Origin of the sequence: Chryseobacterium sp. sg2396 (assembly GCF_042610505.1) — a bacterium.
GTDB lineage: Bacteria > Bacteroidota > Bacteroidia > Flavobacteriales > Weeksellaceae > Chryseobacterium.
In genome coordinates, this window is sequence record NZ_JBHGAQ010000014.1 from 20590 (window position 1) to 47307 (window position 26718).

24 protein-coding genes are annotated in these 26718 nt (G+C 40.7%); 13 read left to right on the forward strand and 11 right to left on the reverse strand.

Annotated elements, in window-relative coordinates; genetic code table 11:
• Positions 1 to 6: 6 nt before the first annotated feature.
• Positions 7 to 678: a porin family protein gene (locus ACED20_RS14725; protein ID WP_378105411.1), complete on the reverse strand. Its 672-nt coding sequence runs from the start codon at positions 676 to 678 to the stop codon at positions 7 to 9.
• 133 nt (positions 679 to 811) lie between these two features.
• On the reverse strand, positions 812 to 1771 hold the full coding sequence (locus ACED20_RS14730) for a PhoH family protein (protein WP_294198892.1): 960 nt from the start codon (positions 1769 to 1771) through the stop codon (positions 812 to 814).
• Between the two features lie 134 nt (positions 1772 to 1905).
• Here ACED20_RS14730 and ACED20_RS14735 point away from each other — a divergent pair, with 134 nt between their 5' ends.
• The 5 genes from ACED20_RS14735 to ACED20_RS14755 all read left to right on the forward strand — a co-directional run bounded on the left by ACED20_RS14735 (position 1906) and on the right by ACED20_RS14755 (position 7790).
• Positions 1906 to 2733 (forward strand): S-adenosyl-l-methionine hydroxide adenosyltransferase family protein, encoded by an 828-nt coding sequence (locus ACED20_RS14735; protein ID WP_294198912.1) that lies wholly within the window; start codon positions 1906 to 1908, stop codon positions 2731 to 2733.
• 63 nt (positions 2734 to 2796) lie between these two features.
• Positions 2797 to 4110 (forward strand): dihydrolipoamide acetyltransferase family protein, encoded by a 1314-nt coding sequence (locus ACED20_RS14740; RefSeq protein WP_294198894.1) that lies wholly within the window; start codon positions 2797 to 2799, stop codon positions 4108 to 4110.
• Between the two features lie 125 nt (positions 4111 to 4235).
• Positions 4236 to 4859: a hypothetical protein gene (locus tag ACED20_RS14745; protein ID WP_294233654.1), complete on the forward strand. Its 624-nt coding sequence runs from the start codon at positions 4236 to 4238 to the stop codon at positions 4857 to 4859.
• A 132-nt stretch (positions 4860 to 4991) separates the two neighbouring features.
• Positions 4992 to 6347 (forward strand): chloride channel protein, encoded by a 1356-nt coding sequence (locus ACED20_RS14750; protein WP_294238224.1) that lies wholly within the window; start codon positions 4992 to 4994, stop codon positions 6345 to 6347.
• Positions 6348 to 6491: 144 nt separating this feature from the next.
• Complete coding sequence (locus ACED20_RS14755) at positions 6492 to 7790, forward strand: GEVED domain-containing protein (RefSeq protein ID WP_378105415.1); 1299 nt, start codon at positions 6492 to 6494, stop codon at positions 7788 to 7790.
• Positions 7791 to 7858: 68 nt separating this feature from the next.
• On the opposite strand, the gene ACED20_RS14760 is transcribed toward ACED20_RS14755, so the two are convergent.
• Positions 7859 to 8458 carry a hypothetical protein gene (locus tag ACED20_RS14760; RefSeq protein WP_294238230.1) on the reverse strand — a complete coding sequence of 200 codons (600 nt, stop codon included), beginning with the start codon at positions 8456 to 8458 and terminating at the stop codon, positions 7859 to 7861.
• 125 nt (positions 8459 to 8583) lie between these two features.
• Between ACED20_RS14760 and rpsF the strand changes: the two genes are divergently transcribed.
• The 4 genes from rpsF (at position 8584) to ACED20_RS14780 (ending at position 11266) form a co-directional block, all read left to right on the forward strand.
• Positions 8584 to 8925 (forward strand): 30S ribosomal protein S6, encoded by a 342-nt coding sequence (gene rpsF / locus ACED20_RS14765; RefSeq protein ID WP_294198903.1) that lies wholly within the window; start codon positions 8584 to 8586, stop codon positions 8923 to 8925.
• Between the two features lie 32 nt (positions 8926 to 8957).
• A complete protein-coding gene (rpsR, locus tag ACED20_RS14770) occupies positions 8958 to 9260 on the forward strand; it encodes a 30S ribosomal protein S18 (protein WP_002979091.1) in 303 nt (100 codons plus the stop codon).
• A 110-nt stretch (positions 9261 to 9370) separates the two neighbouring features.
• On the forward strand, positions 9371 to 9880 hold the full coding sequence (gene rplI, locus ACED20_RS14775) for a 50S ribosomal protein L9 (protein ID WP_294294941.1): 510 nt from the start codon (positions 9371 to 9373) through the stop codon (positions 9878 to 9880).
• A 282-nt stretch (positions 9881 to 10162) separates the two neighbouring features.
• The gene (locus ACED20_RS14780; RefSeq protein WP_294238232.1) at positions 10163 to 11266 is read left to right on the forward strand and encodes a hypothetical protein; all 1104 of its coding nucleotides are present in this window, start codon (positions 10163 to 10165) and stop codon (positions 11264 to 11266) included.
• Between the two features lie 57 nt (positions 11267 to 11323).
• Here ACED20_RS14780 and ACED20_RS14785 read toward each other — a convergent pair whose 3' ends face one another.
• Entirely contained in the window at positions 11324 to 11893 is a 570-nt protein-coding gene (locus ACED20_RS14785; protein ID WP_378105423.1) for a thioredoxin family protein, read from the reverse strand.
• Positions 11894 to 11972: 79 nt separating this feature from the next.
• On the opposite strand from ACED20_RS14785, the gene ACED20_RS14790 reads away from it, so the two are divergent.
• The 3 genes from ACED20_RS14790 to ACED20_RS14800 are packed head-to-tail and all read left to right on the forward strand — an operon-like array spanning position 11973 to position 14424.
• Positions 11973 to 12857, forward strand: coding sequence for a lysophospholipid acyltransferase family protein (locus tag ACED20_RS14790; RefSeq protein WP_294197776.1), 885 nt, complete (start codon positions 11973 to 11975; stop codon positions 12855 to 12857).
• Positions 12858 to 12865: 8 nt separating this feature from the next.
• The gene (locus ACED20_RS14795; RefSeq protein ID WP_378105426.1) at positions 12866 to 13843 is read left to right on the forward strand and encodes a glycosyltransferase family 2 protein; all 978 of its coding nucleotides are present in this window, start codon (positions 12866 to 12868) and stop codon (positions 13841 to 13843) included.
• 26 nt (positions 13844 to 13869) lie between these two features.
• A complete protein-coding gene (locus ACED20_RS14800; RefSeq protein ID WP_294234729.1) occupies positions 13870 to 14424 on the forward strand; it encodes a 3'-5' exonuclease in 555 nt (184 codons plus the stop codon).
• A 166-nt stretch (positions 14425 to 14590) separates the two neighbouring features.
• Here the strand turns inward: ACED20_RS14800 and apaG are convergent, their stop codons facing one another.
• The 7 genes from apaG to glgB form a co-directional block, all read right to left on the reverse strand.
• Positions 14591 to 14980: a Co2+/Mg2+ efflux protein ApaG gene (gene apaG / locus ACED20_RS14805; RefSeq protein ID WP_294220056.1), complete on the reverse strand. Its 390-nt coding sequence runs from the start codon at positions 14978 to 14980 to the stop codon at positions 14591 to 14593.
• An 82-nt stretch (positions 14981 to 15062) separates the two neighbouring features.
• The gene (odhB, locus tag ACED20_RS14810) at positions 15063 to 16328 is read right to left on the reverse strand and encodes a 2-oxoglutarate dehydrogenase complex dihydrolipoyllysine-residue succinyltransferase (RefSeq protein ID WP_294197769.1); all 1266 of its coding nucleotides are present in this window, start codon (positions 16326 to 16328) and stop codon (positions 15063 to 15065) included.
• Positions 16329 to 16364: 36 nt separating this feature from the next.
• A complete protein-coding gene (locus ACED20_RS14815) occupies positions 16365 to 19178 on the reverse strand; it encodes a 2-oxoglutarate dehydrogenase E1 component (RefSeq protein WP_378105431.1) in 2814 nt (937 codons plus the stop codon).
• Between the two features lie 113 nt (positions 19179 to 19291).
• Positions 19292 to 20332, reverse strand: coding sequence for an SRPBCC domain-containing protein (locus ACED20_RS14820; protein WP_345765779.1), 1041 nt, complete (start codon positions 20330 to 20332; stop codon positions 19292 to 19294).
• 116 nt (positions 20333 to 20448) lie between these two features.
• Entirely contained in the window at positions 20449 to 21717 is a 1269-nt protein-coding gene (locus tag ACED20_RS14825) for a glucose-1-phosphate adenylyltransferase (protein WP_294199462.1), read from the reverse strand.
• Between the two features lie 125 nt (positions 21718 to 21842).
• Positions 21843 to 23249, reverse strand: a complete 1407-nt coding sequence (locus tag ACED20_RS14830; protein WP_378105434.1) for a glycogen synthase — start codon at positions 23247 to 23249, stop codon at positions 21843 to 21845.
• 134 nt (positions 23250 to 23383) lie between these two features.
• Complete coding sequence (gene glgB, locus ACED20_RS14835; protein WP_345765781.1) at positions 23384 to 25375, reverse strand: 1,4-alpha-glucan branching protein GlgB; 1992 nt, start codon at positions 25373 to 25375, stop codon at positions 23384 to 23386.
• A gap of 217 nt (positions 25376 to 25592) precedes the next feature.
• Between glgB and ACED20_RS14840 the strand changes: the two genes are divergently transcribed.
• Positions 25593 to 26717 (forward strand): alpha/beta hydrolase, encoded by a 1125-nt coding sequence (locus ACED20_RS14840; RefSeq protein ID WP_294315997.1) that lies wholly within the window; start codon positions 25593 to 25595, stop codon positions 26715 to 26717.
• Position 26718 lies beyond the last annotated feature (1 nt).

The following is a 26718-nucleotide window of genomic DNA, read 5'->3' on the forward strand; positions in this document are numbered from 1 at the left end:
AAACTCTTAATTTCCTCCGAATTTAAAACCTACTCCCACCTGAGCGAAACTGTTGGTAATCTTACCTCCGCTTCCGTCATTAGATAGATTGGAAACCCCGAAGCTGTATCGTGCATCAAAGAACAATCCATTTTCCAACATATATTCCACACCTACGAATGGGGCAATGTTCAGTTTCTTAATTTCATTTTTGATGTCTCTTTCTCCTTCTCCGTCTACACCATCAATCTCAACACCGATAGGAAGATTTGTTCCGATTACGGTTTTTTGTTTAGCTGAAAGGATAATTCCGAAATTAGTTCCCGCAGCTACAGAAAGGCCTTCCGTAATAAAATACTTTGCAGAAATGGGAACCAATAAAGTTCCGAAAGTGACCTTATTTTGAAATCCAAAATACATTCCGCTTCCATCAGTTTCTTCAATTTTTTCTTTTCCTCCCAATTGAGAATACAAAATTTCCGCCTGTACACCAAAATTATCGTCGAATTTATATTCTGCCATACCACCAATATAGAATGTGTATTTAGGATCCATTTTCCTTTCATTTAAGTCATCCTGCTTATCATCAATTTTAATGGTAGACATAGCGAAACCGGCCTTAGGTCCGAATCTGAATTCCTGAGCTTGTGCGCTCAATCCCATAACAGCGACTGCTGCCAAAAGTAATATTTTCTTCATGATTGAATAGTTTTTTTATTATTCGATGGCAAAAATAGCATTTTTTTTCAAATATCAAAATAATTGTCTGTTTTTGTGGTACAAAAAAAGCAGAACCTTTTTCAGTCCTGCTTCCCTTTGTTATTTCTAAATATTAATCGTTTCTGTGGCGTTTTTCTTCATCGTTGTAGGCAAGAATGATCTTTCTGACCACCGGATGGCGCACCACATCTTCTTCGGTAAGATGTACAAATCCTATCTCCTTCACATCTTTTAAGATCCTCATTGCCTCTTTTAGCCCGGACTGCTGCTTCGGCGGCAGATCTACCTGACTTGGATCGCCGGTGATGATAAACTTGGCATTCATCCCCATTCTCGTCAGGAACATTTTCATCTGGGAATGGGTTGTATTCTGTGCTTCATCCAGGATAACGAAAGCATCATCCAGCGTACGTCCTCTCATAAAGGCAAGAGGAGCCACTTCGATTACCTTTTTCTCAATAAAACCTTCCAGCTTTTCATGCGGGATCATATCGCGAAGGGCATCGTAAAGAGGCTGTAAATACGGATCCAGTTTTTCCTTAAGATCGCCCGGTAAAAATCCTAGACTTTCCCCTGCTTCTACCGCAGGCCTTGTCAGGACAATTCTCTTCACCGTTTTGTCTCTGAGTGCTTTCGCAGCCAAAGCCACGCTGGTGTAGGTCTTCCCGGTTCCTGCAGGCCCGATGGCAAAAACCATGTCTTTTTTCTCGGTTTCCTTCACCAGCTTCTTAAGGTTGGTCGTTTTCGCCTTGATAACCTTTCCGTTCACTCCTTTCACAATGATGTCCTGGTCAAAAACAAGCTGTTTCTCGTTTTCGTCTTTAATATTCAGGATATTTTCTACATCTTTCAGATTGATGGAATTGTTTTTTGAAATAAAATTGACGATATCATCAAGCTTTTTCCTGAATATATCCAGAGCTTCCTGGTTCCCCATCGCAAAAATAAAATGGTCCCTGCCGGTGATTTTAAGGGTCGGAAAAGTTGATTTGATTAGATTGAAATATTGGTTGTTCACCCCATAGAAGATCTTTGCATCGATGTCTTCCAGATCATATGTTAATTCAAACATGCAGTCGTAGTATTAATTTTAGATTTTAAATGTAATGCTTTTTTTGAAAACTTATATCAAATTCTTTTCCATTATTTACCGGGCTTTCCTTTTATTTTGAATAAATTTGCATGACGATCACTTATCACCACTCCATGCCAATCATTACCCTTACTTCAGATTTCGGAAATTTGGATTACAGAGCCGCCGCTGTAAAAGGCAGCATTCTTTCTCTGAACCAGGAGGTTAATATTATTGACATTACCCACGATATCCAGGCTTTTAACCTGATACAGACTTCTTACATTGTAAGAAATGCCTATAAACATTTTCCGAAAGGAACCATCCATATTATTTCCGTAGACAGCTTTCACAACAGATCCAGAAAAAATATCATTTATAAATCCGACGGACATTACTTTTTGGCAGCGGACAACGGCGTCCTGAGCCTGATTTTCTTTGACATAAAGCCTGAGGCGATCTATGAAATAACGCTGAACAACCGTTTCGACGACATCGTAAATTTTACGTCTACGGATATTTTTGTTCCTGCAGCAGTGCATCTCGCCAACAGCGGGCTTCCTGAAGTGATCGGCCGCAAAATAGATGCTGCCAAGCTGCTGCTGTTTCCCAAACCGGTGTATAATGAATCTGAAAAAATGATTATCGGAGAGGTTACCTACATTGATAATTTCGGAAATATAATCTCAAATATTAATAAAGATTTTTTTGAAACCATCAGTAAAGGATACGAAAATTTCACTATAAAATTCAGAAACCTGGCACTTTCGAGAGTCTTTTCAAACCATACGGAAGTAGTTTCAGACTGGGATAGGGAAACCGAGTTTCACGGGCAGTCTGCGGCGATCTTCAATGACAGTCAGCTTTTGGAGCTTACCATCTACAAAGGCAATAAAAAAAACGGGGCCAAATCCCTGTTCGGCATGAATGTAGGCGAGAATATTTACATCGAATTTTTCTAAAATTTAATATTTCATAAAAAAATCGATTTTTTTTATATATTTGTCAAAATCTAAAAATTAAAAATGGCAGAATACAAATTATTGCTTCCTTCCATGGGAGAAGGTGTTATGGAAGCGACAATTATCACCTGGCTGTTCAGCGAAGGCGATACTGTAAAAGAGGATGATTCCGTAGTAGAAATCGCAACCGACAAAGTAGATTCAGACGTTCCGACACCGGTTTCGGGGAAAATCGTAAAGATCCTGAAACAAAAGGACGAGGTTGCAAAAGTGGGTGAAGCCATTGCTGTTTTAGAAATTGAAGGAGAAGGCGGAAACACGGTTTCGGAAGAGGCTCCGGCAGAAACTCCTGCTGCAGCTCCGGATGCGGAAATATTGAAAACCATTGAAGAACCTTTAAAAACAGCAGCCTCTGCTGAGTTTTCGGGAGATTTGTACCTTTCTCCCCTGGTAAAATCAATCGCACAACAGGAAAATATTTCCGAATCTGAACTGAAATCCATTACAGGAAGCGGTCTGGAAGGAAGAATTACAAAAGAAGATATTTTAGCTTACGTTAAAAACAGAAGCAGCCAACCTGCTTCGCAAGCGACTCCGGTACAACAGGCAGCACCTGCGCAACAGCCTGTACAGACTTCTGCTCCTGCGGCAACCATTACCGCTGGTGCCGGTGATGAGATCATCCCGATGGACAGAATGAGGAAGATTATCGCTGAAAACATGGTTAAAGCTAAGCAGATTGCCCCGCACGTTACTTCTTTCATCGAAACCGACGTTACCAATGTAGTAAGATGGAGAAATAAGAACAAAGCAGTTTTTGAAAAGCGTGAAGGCGAAAAGCTGACGTTCATGCCGATTTTCGTGAAAGCAGTTGTTAAAGCGATTCAGGATTTCCCAATGATCAATGTTTCTATCAGTGGTGAAAACATCATCAAAAAGAAAAACATCAATATCGGGATGGCTACTGCTCTTCCAGATGGAAACCTGATTGTTCCTGTTATTAAAAATGCCGATCAGCTGTCCCTTTCAGGATTGGCAAAAGCAATCAACGATTTAGCGTACAGAGCAAGAAACAAAAAATTAAGACCTGAAGATACTCAAGGTGCAACATATACAATTTCTAACGTAGGAAGCTTCGGAAACTTAATGGGTACTCCGATTATTCCTCAGCCGCAGGTGGCCATTTTAGCCATCGGTGCCATCGTTAAAAAACCGGCTGTCCTGGAAACTCCGGATGGAGACGTTATTGCCATCCGAAACCTGATGTTTATGTCCCATTCTTATGACCACAGGGTGGTAGATGGTTCTTTAGGCGGAATGATGCTGAAGCATGTTCACGATTACCTTGAAAACTGGGATCTTAACACGGAAATATAAATTATAAGCAATCGTAAAGACTTATTTTTACCTTGTTTGAAAACATAAACCTTCGGATTTTCCGGAGGTTTTTTTATTTGAGGTACGGCAAAATAACTTTATCTTTAAACCAAACGATTCATCAAATGGAACTTGATTTCAGAAAACTGAATGCCACTAAACTTTTTGATTTCTCCAAAGAACAGGAACAACTCATTTTCAAAATGTATGACAAATTATTCGGAATATATGATATTTCAGTCATTGCTGTTGAAAAATCTCCTTTTCATATTTTCAATTCCGGTGAGGAAAATTCTTTATTCAGTCCGAAAATATGTTATTTCATAACGGATAAAAATAAAGAAAATCCGTTCTATCTTTTTATTGTCAGCAAAATCGGCACTACGGCAAGAGGCGCCCGTACGAAGGCTTCTTATGATAGCCTGCAAATCTGGGGTATGAAAATACTGGATGAAGATTATGGCTTTATACCGGTCAACAAAAAGAAATGGGCGGACAAAATAGCCGGTATTTTTACCCAATTCAATATAAATTTCAGTGATAGGGAATTCAATAATTTTTATGTATTGGCCAGTGATCGGTTTAAGAAAGATGCTTTTTTGAATGAAAGCCGTAAAGAAACCATCAGAGCATATCCCGATGAAGATTTTAAACTTGAAATCAGAAACAATATCCTCAATTTCGGATTACCTAAAAATCTCACTGTAGATAATGCCTTGCATGTAGCCGAATTTTTGAAAAATTTATAATCCGGATTTCCCACAGACCATACAGATGATGGCGCTGCTTATATAGGCTGATCCAGCTTATTTACTTTATCAAACTTTTGCTTTTAAACAATTTTTTTACGTATTTTTATTTATGACCTTCAAATGTACCGAATGCTAAAAATCCTGGCCCTGATCAGAAGATCCATTAAAAAATCCTTCGACAATATCCGGAACGAACAGCTGAAGAACAACCTTCTTCAGGCCGTTCCCTTTTGGATAGGTTCGGTCATTACCGGATTTATGGCGGTAATGTATGCCAAGATCTTTGCCTGGGGTGAAAATCTTCTGCATTTTATTCTGAACTGGCATTTGTGGATGATCTTTATTATTGCCCCTATGGGATTTGTACTCTCCTGGTGGCTGGTGAAGGAATTCGCGCCCAATGCAAAAGGAAGCGGAATCCCTCAGGTGATGGCAGCGGTAGAGCTGGCTAATCCAAAAGAGCACCGGACCATCAGGAATTTATTAAGCGTAAAGATCATTGTTTTCAAAATCCTTTCCTCCCTTGTGCTGGTGATCGGCGGAGGAGCCGTTGGGCGCGAAGGCCCTACGATCCAGATCGCAGGATCGGTTTTCCGGAAAGTGAATGAATATCTTCCTGCCTGGTGGCCCAAAATATCCAAGAAGAACATGATCATGACAGGTGCAGCTGCCGGACTTGCGGCTGCATTCAATACGCCTCTCGGAGGAATTGTATTTGCCGTTGAGGAGCTTTCGAAGACGCATATCAATTACTTTAAAACGGCATTGTTTACGGCGGTCATTATCGCAGGCTTAACAGCCCAGACCCTGGCTGGATCTTACCTTTACCTGGGATATCCTAAAACCAACGACGTCTCACTGATGGTTATGTTCCCTATCATGCTGGTAGCCGGAACAGCCGGAATTTTAGCCAGTCAGCTTTCCGTCATCATGCTGAAAATAACGGCATGGAAAAAGAAAAAGTTAAAGACCGACAGGGCTCACATTGTTTTCCTTATTATTTCCGCTTTGCTCATTGCATCGGTTGCGTTCTTTATCAACCGGGAAATTTTAGGGTCCGGCAAGGAGATTATGGAGCGGGTGCTGTTTACTTCGGAAAAACATGAAGACTGGTATGTTCCCGTTTTAAGGATGTTGGGCCCTGCCCTTTCCTTTACTTCCGGCGGTGCGGGAGGAATTTTTGCTCCTGCTTTAACGGCGGGGGCCAGCATCGGCTCCGTAATTTCAGGATTTATTCATTTAAGCCAGAACGAAACAAACGTCGTTGTATTAGCAGGAATGGTTGCTTTTTTAACGGGAATTACCAGAGCGCCTTTTACATCAGCTATTATTGTACTGGAAATGACCGACCGGCATTCTTTGATTTTTCATTTAATGCTGGCGGGAATGGTGTCATCAATTGTTTCTATTTTGGTAAGCCGGCATTCTTTATATGATTTAATTAAGATAAATTTTCTCACCGAAATAAGAAATAAAGAAAATTAGTGCTTTATCGCCTTTTTATTTCTGTTAATATTTAAAGTTTCTTTAAAGCATCTATAAAACCATAAAACATTAAATGTAAATTATTGATATTTTGACTGTTATATTTTTTTTATTATATTTGATTTCAACAAAATATTAATAATTATGCGAACAAAATTACTTTATGCAGTACTTCTGGCTCTGCCGCTACCAGGTTTTAGTCAGGTTATTCTCAGCGAAAATTTTAATGGTACAACAATTCCTTCCACATGGGTAGTACAGCAGTCAAATCCCAATGAGACCTGGAAAGTCTCATCCGTTTCATCCGGCAGTGTCGCTTCGGTGGATTATGATGATACTCCGGGACAGCAAAACGAATGGCTGATCTCTCCCTCTGTGAATCTCGGAAATGCTACTTACTATTACCTCAAATTCAAAGCCGGTCTAAGTTATTACTGGTCCGTAGATCCTAATAATAATTACGATGCTTTTGTAAAAATTTCTACCGATAACGGGGTTACATGGAATCAGATCTGGTCTGAAACGAATTTGGGAACTTTTTCCAATTATGTTATGAATTCCGTAATGATCGACATCAGTGCATACAAAAACAATCCGAATGTAAAAGTTGCCTTCCAGTATGTGGGGAATGATGGTGCCGCTCTTTACATTGATGATTTTTCAGTGGAGGCTTCAAATTCCGCTCAGCTTAATTACTGCGGACCTTTAACTTTTGAGGACGGCTTTGGAGGCGAAGGGGATGAACCGATCACACTCGTTAATTTTTCAGGAATAAATAATGCAACCGATTCTGATCCGTATGTAGGAGATTACCATCAATTCTTCTTATCCCAGACCGCTACTGTAACAGCCGGCCAGTCGTATAATATTACCCTGAAGGGAAATACGGGTGGAAATTACGAAAACAGTTTTGCCGTATTCATCGACTGGAATCAGAACGGCGTTCTCAATGATCCCGGCGAAGTTTACCCCGTTACGCAAACCATTACCGCATCAACCGGGGAAGATGCTACTCAGGCAGTGCAGTCCATCGCTGTTCCCGCAACCGCACTTACGGGAAGTACAAGAATGCGTGTGAAAAAGATCTACGGGACTGTTGATGATGATCCCGATCTTACGGATCCTTGTACAGGTTCCGATTACGGACAGGCAGAAGATTACACGGTAAACGTCGTATCATCTTCTTTGGCTGTAGATGAAATTAATAAAAAAGATTCCGTATTCAGGATATATCCTAATCCTACAAGTGATATTTTAAATTTTGAATCTAAAGCAAAGGTAAAATCAGTAACTATCGCTGATATGTCAGGTAGAAATGTAATCGCCTCAGGTGTTAATCAGAATACATTCAATATCAGTTTATCAACATTACCTGCAGGAACATATATTGTAACGGCACAGACAGAAAGCGGTGTACAATCAACGAAAGTTATTAAAAAATAAACCTGAAATAGCAATATTTAAAAGACCTGTAATTTGTATTGCAGGTCTTTTTTAGTGCAGAAAATAAATTAATTTTTTCTGAGCATGATCTGAAGGTCTTTCATCGCATCCAGTACGTTTTCTCCAGCCTGGTAATCGGTCATTTTAATCACCAGTTTGTCAACTTCAGGTTTAGAATTCCGAATCCGGTCAGTTATGATGTTTAGGTAACAGACATTGTTACTCCGGAATGAAATTTTATGGAACTCAACCACCTTACCAAGGTCCCAGAAATCACCTTCTTCCACGACGCTCCCCTTTTTATTAATGGAATTGATTCTCAGCAAATCTCCTTTAAATTCAGCCTGAAGCTTTTCCCAGCTGATATTCCGGTGGACTCCGAATTTGTTGATGGCACTGACGATAATTTTTTTTGCTTCTTCCGCACTGGAATATTTTCCTAAAACATCGATTTTTCCGCTACTGTAAGTAATCCTGTAAATATCGGATTTACTGATGGAATGAAGCGGCCCTTCGGGATTGTCGGATTCTTTGTAGATAATTACAGAAGGGTTTACTTCCATAACTTTCGCATCTACCTGATCTCCATTTTTCATTGAGATTTTATCCTGACCGAAGCAGAATGCACCCATGCATAAAAGCGGTAACAGATAATTTTTGTATTTCATGGCTATTATTTATTAGTGATTTACTGAACAACGAAAATACGATAAATAACAAATAAAAACTTGTATAGTTCATAAATTTGCCCTAATTTTGCACCTCGAAATAATTAACAAATTCATTTAACATTATGAACAATTACGAAACTGTTTTCATTTTAACTCCCGTTCTATCTGAAGCTCAGGTGGAGGAAGCAGTGAACAAGTATGTAGATCTTATCAAAGAAAAGAACTGCGAAATCGTTGCTAAAGAAAACTGGGGATTAAAAAAATTAGCTTATCCGATCCAATTGAAAAAGAACGGATTCTACACTTTAGTCGAATTTAAAGGTGAAGGTTCTGTAGTAGCTGATCTTGAATTGGCATTCAAGCGTGACGAAAGAGTAATCCGTTACCTGACTACAAAACTTGACAAGCATGCTGTAGACTACGCTGTAACAAGAAGAGCTAAAGTAAAAGCTGCTAGAGCTTAATTATCAACCCTATTTTTTAAAAAAGACAAGACATGGCAATAGACGAAATGGCTAAACAAGCCTCAGCTGGAGGAGAATCTGAAGTAAAATTCCTTACTCCGCTTGATATCAATACAAAATCTGAAAAGAAATATTGTAGATTCAAAAAATACGGAATTAAGCACGTAGATTACAAAGATGCTGATTTCTTATTACAATTCGTAAACGAGCAAGGTAAGATCTTACCAAGAAGATATACCGGAACTTCTTTAAAATATCAGAGAAAAGTTTCTGCTGCAATCAAAAGAGCAAGACACTTAGCATTACTACCATACGTAGCTGACTTATTAAAGTAAAAAATATTACAATCAGCCATTAGCCTTGTGCTTTTGGCTTTTTGTTGCTGAATACATCATTAATTCTAACTTGATTTTAGACTTCTAAAATCTAAAAAAGGACAACAACAATGGACATTATCCTAAAAAAAGACGTAGAAAACTTAGGTCTTGAATTCGACACCGTAAGCGTAAAGCCTGGTTATGCCAGAAACTTCTTAATCCCTCAAGGATATGCGCTTTTAGCAACTCCTAAAAACAAAGCAGCTCTTGAAGCTACGCTGGAAGCAAGAAAAGAAGAAGAAGCTAAATTAATCGCTGCTGCAAACGCGGTAGTAGAGCAATTGAAGAAAACTTCTGTTACAATTCCTGCAAAAGTAGGTTCAGGTGATAAATTATTCGGATCGATCAACAATGCAGATCTTTCTGCCGCTTTAGAAAAAGCAGGTGTATCTGTAGAGAAAAAATACATCAAAATTCCTGGGAACACGATCAAGAGAACAGGTAAAGTTACCGCTAACATCAGATTACACAGAAATGTTGAATACAACTTTGAATTCGACATCGTATCTGACGCTCCGGTAGAAGCTCCGAAAGCAGCTCCTGCTAAAAAGGAAGAAACTTCTTCTGAAGAAGCTTAATAATACTTTTAAGAGTATTTTACATATCATGCTGTCTCCTTTGAGGCAGCATTTTTTATTTAATCCCATTTCTTGGATTGATAAATAATGGGCATACGGTACAGAATACAATCCCAAAGACACCCAATAAAAATCCCATCCCCATCTGTGCGTGGATTCACTGATCTTTTCAATATTTTTGGCTCATCATTTTTTACAGAATTATTTTGCTTTTGTTTAAAAAAGCAAAAGTTTAATTAAAATAATACTGATTTAAAATGAATTAATAAAATATAATGAATTATGAGGAAAATTTATCTATCGGGTATTTTCGTTTTCGGAAGCATGGCCTTTGTGCAGGCTCAGTATGAAAAAAATGTGGGAATCAATACGGCGACTCCTACCGCCACCCTACATCTTAAAGGGAAGGGTTCTACCAATGCCACACAAAGCCTGAAGATCGAAAATTCAGCAGGAACCAACCTTATTACCATCAATGACGACGGGACAGCTTCAGGTACTTTCCTTTCCGGTATCGGAGGAAGCAACGGGAAAAATGCCCTGGTAAAAACCACAGCAGAATCTGCAGGAGGCAATTGTACAACGGGAGGTATGAAAATTGAAAGCGGTACCGATAACAATAGTAACGGAATTCTGGATGCTTCCGAAATTACAGACACCCGCTATGTATGCAACGGAACCAACGGGCAGGGCTTCTCCAACGGATCCGCAGGCGCCCAGATCTACCTCACGTCTTCCGCTTCCCCTTATGCACCGCAACCTCCAAAAACCATGACAGGAGATATAAGCATAACGGATAACGGAGTTACTGCGATAGCAGATAATGCCGTAACGACAACAAAACTGGCTGCCCAGTCTGTAAGCATCGGAAAAATTTCGGCTACAGGGACGCCCGGTTCTGCCACTTTCCTCAGGGGAGACGGGACCTGGGCTGCAGCGGGAGGAGGAAGCTCACTGCCCAGCCAGACCAATAATGCCGGAAAATTCCTTACCACAGACGGCTCAAACCTTTCCTGGGGAAATGTAAGCGGATCAAGCACGCCATTCAAGAAGATTACTCTGGCCGTAGGCAATAATAATTACACGGTAACTATGGCAGATTTAGGAGGCATCCTGCTTTTCGACTGGGCTGCCATACAGGGAAATACTTCTGCCAGCATTTTCCTTACCTTACCTGCACCTGCTACGGCAGGTTACGGAGCAAAATTCAGAATTTCCTATACCTCTTTTCAGGGCGGTACCAACTGGGCGTCGAGTGCCAGAACACCTTCAGGATCCCTGTATGCAGGAAACTCCGTAGTAGGAGCAAATACTTATGCTTCGGTATACTTTACTTCAGAGTTTTTCTGTGACGGCACCAATTGGTATGAAATTCCTCAGACATAAGTAATAAAGCTTTGATTATAATTTAATAAAAAAGCCGGGAAAATTTCCCGGCTTTATTTATGATCTTGGAGTCCATGTATTAAAAAACTCTTTTACTTTGTCAAGGCTGTAACCTTTTCCTTCTTCCAGGACATCACTCTGCTGCACATGGATCATTTTTCCGTTCTGATCTAGAATAATGAATACCGGATAGCCAAATTGATCTCCGGGATTTCCGTATTTCGCGAAAATCTTTTCATTTTTATTTTCCGGAGAATAGTTCAGGTGATAATATTCATAATTCTCATCCACGATCTTCTTCAGCTCAGGCGTTGTCTGCACATACTGATTGAATCTCAGGCACCAGATGCACCAGTTCCCGCCGGCCTGGATCATAATGTTCTTTTTGTCCTTTTTCGCTTTTGCGATCAGATTCTGTATATCCTTCTCGGCATCTGCATTCGGATCGTAAGGTTTCGGAAGCTTTGCTTTTTCTTCGGCTGCCTTTTTCTTTGCTTCAAGCTCTGCGTGTTCGGTTTTTACCAACAGTGCATTATCCTTTGGCTTCTCTTTGATTTTATCTTTTAACTCCTGGGAAAATACAACCAGGCTTAATCCCAGAAAAGCGGTTACCATTAATTTTTTCATAGCATAAAAATAAAAAAATAATACTTATTGGCAGCAAAAATAGAACCATAATTTTTTTATGCGTAAATTTGTCTGTTTTATGAATTTTCTTATTAAAATATTAAATCTCATCTCTAAGCTTCCGCTGAAAGTTTTATACCTATTTTCAGATGTTATTTTCTTTCTGAATTATTATATTGTATCGTACAGAGAAAATGTTATCACCCAGAATTTAAAAAATTCTTTTCCTGAAAAACAGGATGGAGAAATAAGGCAGATCAAAAAAAAATTCTACCGGAATTTTTCAGATTATCTGGTGGAAACCGTAAAGTCATTCAGCATTTCCGAAACAGAATCCCGCGTAAGGATGCAGCATATCAACCAGCAGGTATTCCATGATGCCAAAGCAGAAGGCAAAAATGTAATCATGCTCGCCGGACACGTTTTCAATTGGGAATGGATCAATGCAATGGCCAGATTTATCCCACAGGACCACTGCCATCCTGTATATCGCAAAGTAAACAATGATTTCTGGGAAAATCAGATGAGGAAAGTCCGAAGCCGGTTTGGGAATGAACCTCTGGAAGCCAACGAAGTTATTTTAAATATTTTCAGATCGAAAAACGACGGAAACTCCGCTTATATGTTCGTTGCAGATCAGACACCTCATTTTTCTCACATAACCTACGGACTGGAATTTTTAAACCAGAGAACACCTGCCTTTATCGGATACGACAAGCTGGCAACCAGAATGGACCTCGCTTTCATCTATTGCGAGATGAAGAAGGTGAAACGCGGATATTACCAGGTTAATTATCACCGGATTTATCCCGACGGCGAAAAATTTACAGAGAATGAAGTGGTAAAAAAATTCCATAAGCTTCTGGAAAATACCTTGCATAAACGTCCTGATAATTACCTTTGGTCACACCGCAAATGGAAATACCAGGACTCTATTAAAAAATTTGATTCAGAAAAAATATAGCCTTCCTCATGTCAAAAAAATTAGCAGTTGCCATTCTCAACTGGAATGGAAAAAACTGGCTCGAAAAATTCCTGCCGGATGTAATACGGTTTTCCACTGATGCAGAGGTGTATGTGATCGATAATTGCTCGACTGATGATTCTGTGACATACCTAATAGAAAACTTTCCCTCTGTCAAGGTCATTAAAAACGACAAAAACTACGGTTTTGCAGGTGGCTATAATGAAGGACTGAAACATATCGGCAACGAATTATACTGCCTTCTGAACTCCGATGTAGAAGTTACAGAGGGTTGGATAGATCCTGTTTTAGACCTCTTTGAAAGAGATCTGTCTATTGCAGCCATTCAGCCTAAAATTTTAGCCTATGACCGCAGAACTTATTTTGAATTTGCCGGAGCAGCTGGCGGACTGATCGACAATATTGGTTATCCGTACTGCAGAGGAAGGATATTTGATGATATTGAAGAGGATAAAGGCCAGTATGATGATGAGACCGAAATTTTTTGGGCGTCGGGATGTTGCTTTTTTATCCGTTCGAAAGATTTCTGGGATCAGAACGGGTTTGATGAGCGGTTTTTTGCCCATCAGGAAGAAATCGATCTGTGCTGGCGACTAATTAACTCGGGAAAAAAGATCTTCTACACCTGGAAATCAAAAGTATACCACGTAGGCGGCGGAACGTTGAACAAGCAGAGCCCAAGGAAAACGTTCCTGAATATCCGGAATAATCTCTCCATGATCTTAAAGAACGTACCTTTCCCACAATTGATCGGCATTCTTTTTCTGAGGCTCTGTCTGGATGGTATTGCCGGAGTTTATTTTGGAATAAAGCTCGGCTTTCCTCATTTCGTGGCTGTCTTAAAAGCGCATTTCAGTTTTTACGGATATGCAGCTGGAAACTGGAAACGTAGACAGAAATATCAGAAAACCCATTTTTACCAGACAGAATGGCTAATTTTTAAACATTTTTTGGGAAGAAAATAATTTAATTTTAATTAAAAATTACGACAATGGATTTTTGTGCAATTGATTTCGAAACGGCAACACACGAGAGAAATTCTGCGTGTGAACTGGGGGTATGTATTGTACAAGACTCTAAGATTGTCGAAACAAAAACCTGGCTCATCAAGCCACCGAGTTTTCCGTATTTCAGTCCGTTTAATGTAGATGTTCACGGAATTATCCCTGACGATGTAAAAGATGCGCCTACTTTCGATGAGATTTGGTACGAGGTCGAAGAAATGATGTACGGAACTTTAATGATTGCCCACAATGCCGGCTTTGATGCAGGAGTTTTGCGAGGCTGCCTTAATCACTACGGAATGTTTACGCCGAAGCTAAACTATCTTTGCAGCATCCAACTGGCTAAAAAATCATGGAATTACCTTCCTAAATACGGGCTAAAACCTTTAGCCGAATATCATCAGATCAGTTTTAATCATCACCGTGCAGGTGCCGATGCAGAGGTATGTGCGAAGATATCTCTGCTTGCTTTCGAAAAGCTGTTTTTAACCACTAATGAGGAAATAGCGGATTGTATGAAACTGAAAATTAAAAAACTCTGACTTTTGGCTTTTAATTTGATCAGAAAATATAATAAAAATCGAAATCGATTTCAGTTAATTTGTATACTGTCAGATCGTGGGTTTACATAAAATAACTGGGGGTTTGGCTAAGAACAATTTTTAACTTACAACACTGACAGGCTATAGCCCGATTTAATAGATTTCTTTAATTACTCAAAACTTCAGACAGAAGATTAAACTTTGGAATATCGATTTCAAAATTTTCCTGGGTATCCATATTTCTTACCAGGTATTTTCCGCTCATGTTCCCTACACCGGACCGAAGCATCACATTGGAAAAATACGTGAAATTTTCGCCGTTTGTGATCTCCGGGGTAAGTCCAATAACGCCATCACCGGTAATTTCCGTATATCCAAAGCCAACGTCGAAGATCAGCCATTTTCTTTTTAGCACCTTAATCGGGAAACTGCCGTCGTTTTCGATGGTGATGTGGTACTTGAAGACATAACGGTTTTCAGAGGGGTAACTGTTTTTGATATCATATTCAGGAACTACTGAAACTTTGATATTGGAGGTTATTTTTGAGAACATCATCTTAGTATTTACTATAGGAGATACAAAAATCTCGCCTTTTTGAGGCGAGATCTTAAATTTATTGGGTAATTGTTTTTTAATCTTACAATCCGAGACCTTTTCTTTCGTCTCCGTTCATTAAAACTCCTACCGGGTTATCAATCGCCTCTTTTACCGCTACAAGGAATCCTACAGACTCTTTTCCATCGATAATTCTGTGGTCGTAAGACATGGCTACATACATCATCGGACGGATTACCACCTGCCCGTCAACCGCAACCGGTCTCTGGATAATATTGTGCATTCCAAGGATCGCAGATTGAGGAGGATTGATGATCGGTGTAGACAACATGGAACCGAAAGTACCACCATTGGTAATGGTGAAAGTACCGCCCGTCATTTCGTCAACCGTGATCTTTCCGTCTCTTACTTTGATCGCAAGGTCTTTGATATTTGCCTCAACGCTTGCAAAAGACATATTTTCCGCATTTCTCAGTACCGGAACCATTAATCCTTTAGGTCCTGAAACAGCTATGGAAATATCGCAGAAATCATAGTTCACTTTGAAATCACCGTCGATGGATGCGTTTACGTCCGGATACATCTGTAACGCTCTGGTTACCGCTTTCGTGAAGAAAGACATGAAACCAAGACCCACACCGTGTCTCTGTGCAAATTCTTCTTTATATTGTTTTCTTAATCTGAAGATCTCGGACATATCAACTTCGTTGAAAGTCGTCAGCATCGCGGTTTCATTTTTTACAGAAACCAGTCTCTGTGCGATTTTTCTTCTAAGAACTGAAAGTTTTGTTGTGGTTGTAGAACGGGAACCTGTAGCTGTTACCGGATTTCCTCCCAGTGCAGGAACTGCTGCCAGTTCAGCATCAGATTTTGTAATTCTTCCGTCTCTTCCGCTTCCTGAAACCTGTGCGGCATCCATTCCTTTTTCGTCAAGGATCTTTTTCGCAGCAGGAGAAGGAGCACCGGTTGCATAAGTCTGTGTTGCAGCTGCCGGAGCAGGTTGAGCAGCAGGCTTAGGTGCTTCCTGTGGGGCAGGCTGAGCCGTTTTCGGTGCTTCTTCCTGTTTTGGTGCTTCTGCAGCAGGAGCATTTCCTCCTTCAGGCTTCGCAGCATCCATATCGATAAGACAAACTACCTGCCCTACCTGTACTACATCACCTTCTTCAGCTTTCAGAGTAATAATACCGCTTTGCTCAGCAGGCAATTCAAGAGTAGCTTTGTCTGAATCCACTTCAGCAATGGGTTGGTCTTTTTCTACATAATCCCCATCTTTTACAAGCCAGGTTGCAATTTCAACTTCTGTAATGGATTCGCCCGGTGAAGGAACTTTCATTTCTAAAACTGACATATCGTATTTTTTATTTTTTTATTGATTATTATTTTATTAAGCGGTTACAGGTCTTTTTACCGGAGCATCGTTTCTGTCGAACACCCTGTTGATTACTGCATTCTGGTTTTTCTCGAACATTTTATGGCTTCCCGGAGCCGGAGCACCGCTCGGTACCGGAGCAATTACCTGGATCCCCGTATCTCTGAAGTTTCTCAGGATATAAGACCACGCACCCATGTTTTCCGGTTCCTCCTGAGCCCATACGATTTCTTTTCGGTTTGAATATTTTTCAAAGATCGCTTCGATGGCATCTGTCTGAAGAGGATATAATTGCTCGAATCTTACCAGGGCAATGTTTTCAGCATTTAGCTCTTCTTTTTTAGCCAGTAGTTCAAAATAAAGCTTACCTGAACAAAGCACTAATTTCTCAATTTTTGCAGGATCTGCTGCAGGATCATCAAGGATTGGCTGGAAACTTCCCGTTGCGAAATCCTCAAGCGGGGAAACCACTTTCGGATGTCTCAGCAGAGATTTAGGACTCATGACGATCAACGGCTTTCTAAATGCCCATTTTAGCTGTCTTCTTAACAGGTGAAAGTAATTTGCCGGTGAAGTGATATTCGCAACCACCATATTTTCGTTGGCGCAAAGCGTCAGGAATCTTTCCAGTCTTGCGGAAGAGTGTTCTGCACCTTGTCCTTCTGAACCGTGAGGCAATAGCATAACAAGACCATCCTGGATTTTCCATTTTTCCTCTGCCGCTGCCAGGTACTGGTCAACGATGATCTGTGCACCGTTTACGAAATCCCCGAACTGAGCTTCCCAAATGGTTAAGGTATTAGGAGAAGCCATCGCATAGCCATAGTCAAAACCTAAAACTCCGTATTCGGAAAGGTGCGAGTTGTAAACATCGAACCTGTTTTCAGAAACGTGTCTCAACGGGATGTATTCTTCTTCCGTGTCTTCGGTTTTTACCACCGCATGTCTGTGGGAGAATGTTCCTCTTTCCACGTCTTCCCCTGAGATTCTTACATTATGACCTTCTACAAGAAGGGTTGCATAAGCCAGCCATTCCCCAAGTGCCCAGTCTAAAGAATTTCCTTCGATGGCTTTAATTCTGTTTTCAAAAAGTCTTGTGATTTTATTAAGGAACTTTTTATCAGCCGGAAGTGTAGACATCTTAACGGCCAGTTCCTTCAGCTTTTCAATATCAAATTTCGTATCTACAGGCTGCTGAACCGCTCCTCTCTTGGCGATAGGATAATTCGTCCAGTCATCTGCCATGAAAAGATCCATTACGTTTTTCTCGATTTCTTTAGATGCATCGAAATCTTTATCCAGAAGCGCCTTAAATTCAGTTTCCATTTTAGCGATAACGTCATTGGAAGTCACGTTATCTTTTAATAACTTGTCTTTGTAGATTTCTCTTGGATTCGGATGCTTGGAAATTATTTTATACAGATTAGGCTGTGTAAATCTCGGTTCGTCCCCTTCATTATGCCCGTATTTTCTGTAACCCAGTAAATCGATGTACACATCTTTACCGAATTTCGCTCTGAAATCTGCAGCGAAATGGATCGCATGTACTACTGCTTCCGCATCATCCGCATTAACATGCATCACAGGAGATTCCGTAACTTTTGCAACATCTGTACAGTACGTGGACGATCTTGCATCCATGTAGTTGGTAGTAAATGATACCTGGTTGTTCACCACAATATGAACGGTTCCTCCCGTTCTGTATCCTTCCAACGTCATCATCTGGGCTACTTCATAAGCGATACCCTGACCTGCCAATGCACCGTCCCCATGAATAATAATCGGTAAAACTTTAGAATAATCTTTGTATTTATCGTCAACTTTTGCACGGCAGATCCCTTCTACAAGAGCAGCTACCGTTTCAAGGTGAGACGGGTTTGGCGTTAAATTGATCGAAACTTCCTCGCCGGAAGCCGTTTTGATTTTTTTGGATGAACCTAAATGGTATTTTACGTCTCCCGAGAATACGTCCTCTTCAAATTCTTTGCCTTCGAATTCTGAGAAGATCTGCTTGTACGATTTTCCGAAAATGTTGGTAAGCACATTCAGCCTTCCTCTGTGAGCCATTCCTAAGACCACCTCGTCAACGCCTAACTGTGAAGATCTTGTGATCAGCTGGTCCAATGCAGGAATAAGCGTCTCCCCTCCTTCAAGGGAAAATCTTTTCTGTCCGACAAATTTTGTATGAAGATAATTTTCAAAGGCTACGGCCTGATTTAATTTTAACAGAATTTCCGTTTTTTCGTTGGCAGAAAGGTTCGGGTGGTTTTCGTTTACCTGAAGCCACTGTTTGATGTAATCTTTCTCTTCAACATTATTGATGTGCATATACTCAACCCCGATGGAATCGCAGTAAATATTCTCCAGATGGGTGATCAGCTCCTGCAAGGTTGCCGGTCCTTTCATTCCTGTCTCGACCGCACAGTTGAATTTTGTATTCAAATCCGATTTGTCCAGACCGAAGTTTTCAATGTCCAGCGTCGGCGTATAATGTCTTCTTTCCCTAACAGGATTGGTTTTTGTGAACAGATGCCCTCTTGTCCTGTACGCCTCGATCAGGTTTACTACCTTAAATTCCTTTTTGATGTGTTCCGGAACCTCGCCGTTTGAAGCGGCCTGCGCTGCCTGCTGTACTATAGGAGCTGAGGCGGCCGGAGCCTGAACATATTGAACGTTATCATCGTCCCCGTAGTTCTCCAGCGCAAAATCGAAGCCCTGAAAGAAGGCTTTCCATGATGGCTCCAAAGAGTCCGGATATTTTAAGTACTGTTGGTATAAATCCTCAATTAACTGAGAATGAGCTGCGTTTAGGAATGAAAATCTGTCCATTATTACAGTTTATCTGTTATTAAAATTTGTTTGTCGAATTAAGCTTCAAATTTAATAAAAAAAACCGACTTGGAGCAGCCTTTAAACTATTAAAAAAAGTATAAAATAATTTCCTACTTAAATACTGATAATGAGAGTTTCATATTGACATTCTGGTCTTCCAGAGGGCGTTCTATAAAAGTCTGACGAATATCATTAAAACGCATCTCATCTTTCTTGGCCTTCTGGATTAATTGTTGTATAGCCTTCACCCTGCCTTCATAATTTCCCTTGTAATACATCACATAATTCTGTGCCGGATTAAGCGTCCTGAAACTGAAATTATTATCTGTAACGCCAAACTTTTTAGACAACGGAATTCCCAGGAAATAAGACACTTCTTTGTCTTTATAATTATCGGCATCGGTCACCAGGACCGGATAACCGAATTCATCCTCTTTCTTGCCCAGGTCCATTGTGGTGTAATTGTAGATTTTATTGTAATTCATCACAATGTTTTTGTACAATGCATCTTTCTTATTGGAAGCACTTACGTTGATCCCCAGCAACAGCTTTTCTTCCTCATTTTCAACCATAATGCTGTCGTATTTGATGGCAGCCATCTGGTTATCCTTTTCCACCTTATTGCCGAGGACATTTTTAAGGTTCACCATGCTTTTATCGATGTTTTCTGCGAAACGGTCTTCCGTCCAGAAATTTTCCACCCTTCTCAGAACGGATAGCTTTGGCGTATGCACCACCCAGGTAATTTTTGTTTTTTCTGCAGCCAGGGCTTTGAATTTAACATCCACGACGGTCGGGCTCTCATTTTTATCTTCAAAAAGCTGGTACCGGAGCGACTTGTTCGGATTTTCATACCGGATGAACATCTCCCCGTCGGTGTCGTTTTTAGGATCGGCATAGCTGATAGAGCTTCCTTGTCCTTCGTAAGGCGTATAGTAATCAATATCCACGGATTTGGAGCTCGTGAAGAAGTTGTTCCAGCGCGTAAAATGCTGCAGGTTATTGAACTGCAAAAAGACCTTTTCCAAAGGGTAATCGATCTCCTTTTCTATTTTGAAATCCTTGCTTTCATCCACAAAATAGTACATCGAAGCCGCATAAGCTCCGATCAGCAAAACAACAAGTACCGCTATGATCTTAAAAAAACGCATGACACAAATGTATAGAAAATAACAAGAGTGACCAATATGAGGGCCACTCTGTTTTAATTTATTTAAGATAAGGAATGAAAAAACAGAAGTTTATTTTCATTGGAGTTATCATTTTTCTATCCGATATGCGTTCCTGCTCTCAGCACGGCACCTTTCTTCACGACAATAATCCCGTCCTGCACCGAATGCGTTCCGTAATCACCGTCCTTAAGGTGCTTGCCTCCGATGATTCTTACGTTGTCGCCAATGTAGCAGTTTTTATCTAAGATTGCTTTCTCAATGTAGCAATATTTCCCGATACCCATGTTCGGATGACCGTTGTTGTCATTTTCAACGATCTCAGCCGTGCCTTGGTAGAAATCAGAACCCATCACATAAGAGTTGACGATGGTACTGCCCTTATCAATGCGTGTACGGTTTCCGATCACTGAATTTTCAATTTTATCGGCCATGATGATACAACCGTCTCCAAAAACAGCTTTGCTTACGTAAGAACCGTTAATTTTCGATGGCGGAAGCATCCTCGCTCTGGTGTAAATCGGTGAAGAAGAAAACAGATTGAATTGAGGAAAATCATGACAAAGATCCAGGTTGGCTTCGTAGAACGACTCAATAGTACCGATATCGGTCCAGTAGCCTTCATACTGATAGCTCAAAGTGGTATACTTCCCAATTGAATTCGGGATAATGTCTTTCCCGAAATCGTCTCCCGCTCCTTCATCAAACATTTTTTTCAGGATGCTTTTTGTAAAGATGTAAATCCCCATGGACGCCAGATATTCTTTGCCCAAATGCTTATTTTCGTCAGAAACTTCAGATTTCAGGCCATCCAGCATATCATAGCCAGGCTTTTCAACGAAAGAGGTAATATTTCCCTCATCATCGGAACTCAGGATTCCGAAACCTGTGGCATCTTTTGCATTAACAGGAATCGTGGCAATCGTTACGTCGCCGCCCTTTTCAATATGAAAATCCAGCATTTCTTTAAAATCCATCTGGTACAGCTGGTCTCCGGAAAGGATCAGGATATACTCATAATCGTATTTGTCCAGATGTTTCATCGACTGGCGTACGGCATCTGCCGTTCCCTGGTACCAGTTTTCGTTTTCTACATTCTGTTCTGCTGCCAGGATATCTACGAATCCTTTGCTGAAAATATCGAAGTGGTAAGAATTTTTGATATGCGAATTCAGTGAAGCTGAATTAAACTGCGTTAAAACCAGGATCTTGTTCATTCCTGAATTCAGGCAATTAGAAATAGGAATATCAACCAACCGGTACTTTCCGGCGATCGGAACAGCCGGCTTAGACCTTGAATAGGTAAGAGGAAATAATCTGGTTCCTCTTCCGCCTCCTAAAACAATGGATATTACATTGCGATTCATATACGTACATTTATTTTTTATTCTTATTATTCTATTTTCCAGCAAATCAATTTGAAAAAGATTCTGGTTAAATTAAAAAATCCAAAGCTGAATAGGAAAACTAAAATTTTTAATGGTGTAAGTTATTAGTTTTTATATAAATTAATATACTTTTCAGCAGATTTTTCCCATGCAAAATCAAAATTCATATTGGCATGAATCAGGTTTTCCATTGTCCCTTTCTGGTTGTATAACAGCAACGCTCTGTTCATCGCGTGAATGATGTCATCAACGCCCGGAGCGGTGAAATTCAATCCTGCTCCGCCTGTCGAAATATCATTCACCGTATCCCGCAGGCCTCCCGTATATCGTACGATCGGAACCGTACCGTATCGCATGGAATACATCTGGTTCAGTCCGCAGGGCTCAACCCTCGATGGCATCAGCAAAAAGTCCGCCGAAGCGTATATTTTATGCGAAAGATATTCCTTATATCCGAGGTCCAGCGCAAAATTGCTGTAAATATAGTCGTACTCTTTCAGCTTATTTTCGATATAGGGATTCCCGGATCCCAGAATCATGATGTTTAATGCCCCATGAGTCTGCGTAATGCTCCTCCAGACAACATCCGGAAGGAAATCAGCACCCTTCTCGGTAGCAAATCTTCCAATGAAGGCAAATAGTGGCAATTCCGGCCGTAGTCCGTATTCTTTACAGAGCTTTTCCTTATTCTTTTTCTTCAGCGCGACTGCATTTTTTTTATTGAAATTAAAATCCAGCATCGGATCGGTCTCCGGATTCCATACTTCGGTATCAATTCCGTTGATAATCCCGTATGCTTTTCCGAACTCATCCCTTACCAGGCCTTCCAATCCGCGGAAGCTTACGAAAAGTTCCTCAAGATATCCCTGGGAAACTGTCGTAAAAGCATGTGCACATTTAATCATGCTTGCTAATGGATTAATAAGTCCGTCCCAATCCATTAGTCCCCATTTGTACCGGTCAAAAGAAGGAATATAACTAGCCATTTCCCAGCTCATCATTCCCTGATATTCGCCGTTGTGAATGGTGGCAATGGTTTTCACCCCTTTTAAAAAGGAAAATTCCCAGCAATGTTCAATCATAAAAGGAATCAGCCCCGTATGATAATCGTGGCAATGCAGAACATCCGGACGGATCTGCATCGCGCTGAGCCAGTGAAGAACTCCGTGCTGAAAACCGATAAACTGAAAGTTCTCGTCTGCATACCCGTAAGGATTGTCGCGGTCCAGAAGTCCCGGAATCCTCACCATGTATAATTCAAAGCCCAACACATCTGATTTTTCCTTTAAAACCTGCACCTGGAGCATGTTTGGTCCCTGGTGGATGAACCCATCAAAAACTATGTCAAACTCATGGTCGTATATGAAAGATTTGTTATACCAAGGCATAACCACCTTCGCATCAACTCCTTTAATTTTGTTCTGATATTTTGGCAAAGCGCCTACGACATCGGCCAACCCTCCTACTTTCGCTACCGGATAACATTCTGTACTGATATGAAATACTGTCATATTTTTCCCTATCATTTATTGTTTTACTATTCTGAAGTTTATTATTTATAAAAATTTTGCACGGGCTGAACTTAATTTAGTTTTATTTATGCCTGCAAACTGACAAGATGTGCACTTCCGTACCTATTCTGCGATCAAAATTTATTATTTCCGGAACGCTTTATAGACATGCTCTCTTTTTTATCTTTTATATTGATTGTTTTCACTTTCTCTACATTCGTATGTTTCTTTCTTAAAACCACTCCGGCCAGTGGGGGCAGCTTAATGCTGATGGATTTTTTATGTCCTTTGTATTCTTCCTGATCTTCTCTGAATATATCCGGTTCTACCCCGCTTCCGGCGTATTTTTCATCATCGGAACTAAAAATAATCTCCCAATGACTTCCTGCGTCGACTCCGATTTTATAATCCAAAACCCTTGGTGTTAAATTCAGAATAATCATCAGGACATCGTCTTTCTTTTTTCCTTTTCTCAGATAAATATATACCGAATTGTCCGTATCATCAGCCTCTACCCATTCAAAACCTTCCGGACTGAACTGATTTTCGTAAAATGCCGTTTCCTTACGGTAAAGATGGTTTAAATCTTTCACCAAAGTCTGCAGTCCTTTATGAACGGGATAATCCAGCAGATGCCATTCCAGGCTCTTCTTGAAATTCCACTCGCTGGTTTGCCCGAATTCGTCGCCCATGAAAAGCAGCTTTGCTCCAGGATGCGTAAACATATAGACATACAGCGCACGAAGGTTGGCAAACTTCTGCCATTCGTCGCCCTTCATTTTATAGATCAGACTGGCTTTTCCGTGAACGACTTCATCATGCGACAGCGGCATCATGTAATTTTCATTGTACATGTACATGGATGCGAAGGTCAGCTTATGGTGGAAAAATTTCCGGTTGACAGGATCTTCCTTAAAATAAGCCAGCGTATCGTGCATCCAGCCCATCATCCATTTCATCCCGAATCCTACACCGCCGTTATGCACAGGTTTGGTGAGCTTGGGAAAATCGGAGCTTTCTTCCGCAATGGTGATGATGTTGTCGCCGAATTCTTTATATACAGCGGTATTGAATTCCTGTAAAAAGGTTTTGGCTTCCAGGTTAACATTCCCTCCGTAGATATTCGGTTCCCATTCTCCTTCGTTCCGGGAATAATCCAGATGAAGCATCGAAGTCACCGCATCTACTCGTAATCCGTCAGCGTGATATCGTTCCAGCCAAAACATGGCATTGGAAATCAGAAAAGATTTCACTTCATTCCTTCCGTAATTGAAAATATAGGATTTCCAGTCGGGATGAAAACCCTTTCGCGGATCTTCATGCTCGTAAAGGTGCGAACCGTCGAACCGGTGCAGCCCGTTGGCATCACCCGGAAAATGCGAAGGCACCCAGTCTAAGATCACCCCGATTTCGTTCCGGTGCAGTTCATCAATCAGGAACATCAGATCCTGAGGCGAGCCGAAGCGTGAAGTCGCGGCATAGAAACCGGTAATCTGGTAGCCCCAGCTTGGATCATACGGATATTCCATTAATGGCATAAATTCCACATGCGTAAAACCTGTATCTTTAATGTAAGGAATAAGTTTCGCCGCAACATCGCGGTAGTTTAAATATCTTTCCGGATTGTGTTCATCCCTCATCCAGGACCCCAGATGCATTTCATAAACGGAAAGCGGCGCATTCAAAGTATTTTTCTTCCAACGGTTTTCCATCCAGCCTTTATCTTTCCATTCGTACCAGGTCGTGGAAACGAGGGATGCAGCCTGGAGGTTCTGCTCCCAGCTTAAAGCATACGGATCACTTTTTTCCAGAATTTCGCCGCGGTAGGTTTCAATGGCATATTTATACAGCGTTCCCCAGGTAAGTCCCGCAATGAAGCCTTCCCAGATCCCGGAGCCATCCCAGCGGGGAAATAAAATATGACCGTCAGGATTCCAGCTGTTGAAATTGCCGATTACAGAGACTTTTCTGGCATTGGGCGCCCAGACCGAGAAGTATACGCCCTGTACTCCATCTTTTTCAGCAGAGTGTGCTCCGAACTTATCGTAGAGCTTATAATGTTTACCTTCTTTAAAAAGATAAATGTCCTGATCTGTGAAAAGAGTATATGTTTTAACCGAATTCATCACGGTTTTAATTTAATTTTATATTTTTCTGAAACTACGGAAAATACCGGAAATACCTATTAATTATAAGTGAATTAATTATTATGTTAACCCGCTCCTGTTCCTAGTTTCTATCAAATATAAAGCTTTTCAGCCATTAATTCCACGATTATGGAAATTATTTGCCATAAAAAGATTTTTTATAAATTTAGCCCTTAAATTATTAGTAAAGACACTGATGAAGTTTGAACTTTATACCGCAGAACATGATGAAAGAATTATTTACCTCACCGGAAACTTCAACCGTTGGAATCCCCGCGACCAGCGTTTTCGCCTAAGCTCAGAAGATTCCAGGCATTATTCTATCGAAATTGACGATGAGCTGCTGCCGGGTCTTATTGAATATAAATTCACAAAAGGCGGCTGGGAAAACGTAGAACTCGACCGTTACGGAAATATTACGCCCAACCGGAAGCTTCTGAAATCTTCAGGAACCGCTTCCGATACGGTAGAAAAATGGAGACTGAACTGGGGACCTTTTAAAGAAGAATATTTCCCCATCGCCGAAATTATTTCGGAAGAATTTTATATCCCGCAGCTTGACCGGTACCGTAAAGTATGGGCGCTTTTACCTTACGATTATTACACTTCGGATAAAAGCTATCCGGTACTGTATCTTCAGGATGCGCAGAATCTCTTCAATGAAGGCAGCGATTACGGGAACTGGGAGATCGACAAAAAGCTTTCCGTGCTTACGGAATACGGTCGCGGTGATGTCATCATCATTGCCATTGAACATGGCAGCGAGGACCGCATCAAAGAATATATTTTTGATAATGACCATGTGGCCAACGGTTCGGAAGGCAAAAAGTACATCCGCTTTATTACCGATACACTGAAACCTTACATAGACCAGAATTACCGCACCAAAAAAGACCGCGAAAACACAGGAATCGGCGGCAGCTCATTAGGTGCTCTTATTAGTATTTACAGTGGTTTTCTTTATCCTGAAGTCTATTCGAAGCTTCTGATTTTCTCACCGTCTCTTTGGGTGGAACCGAATAATAATTTTCCGATGATGAATTTCCGGGTTCCTTTTAAAACAAAAATTTACCTGTACGGCGGCGGGCAGGAAGGATCCAAGATGGTAAAAAGAATTCATGTTTTCGAAGAATCCCTCAAACGATGGGAACAGAACCGCCTTTTCGATTTTGAGATCAGGACCAGCATCAATCCGGAAGGTACCCACAGCGAATTCTACTGGTCGCAGGAATTCCCCAGAGCCATAGAATGGCTGTACTACAACAATACGGAAAATCCTGTGGAAGTAAAACCCACACAGGAAAGCGTTAAAAATCAATAAT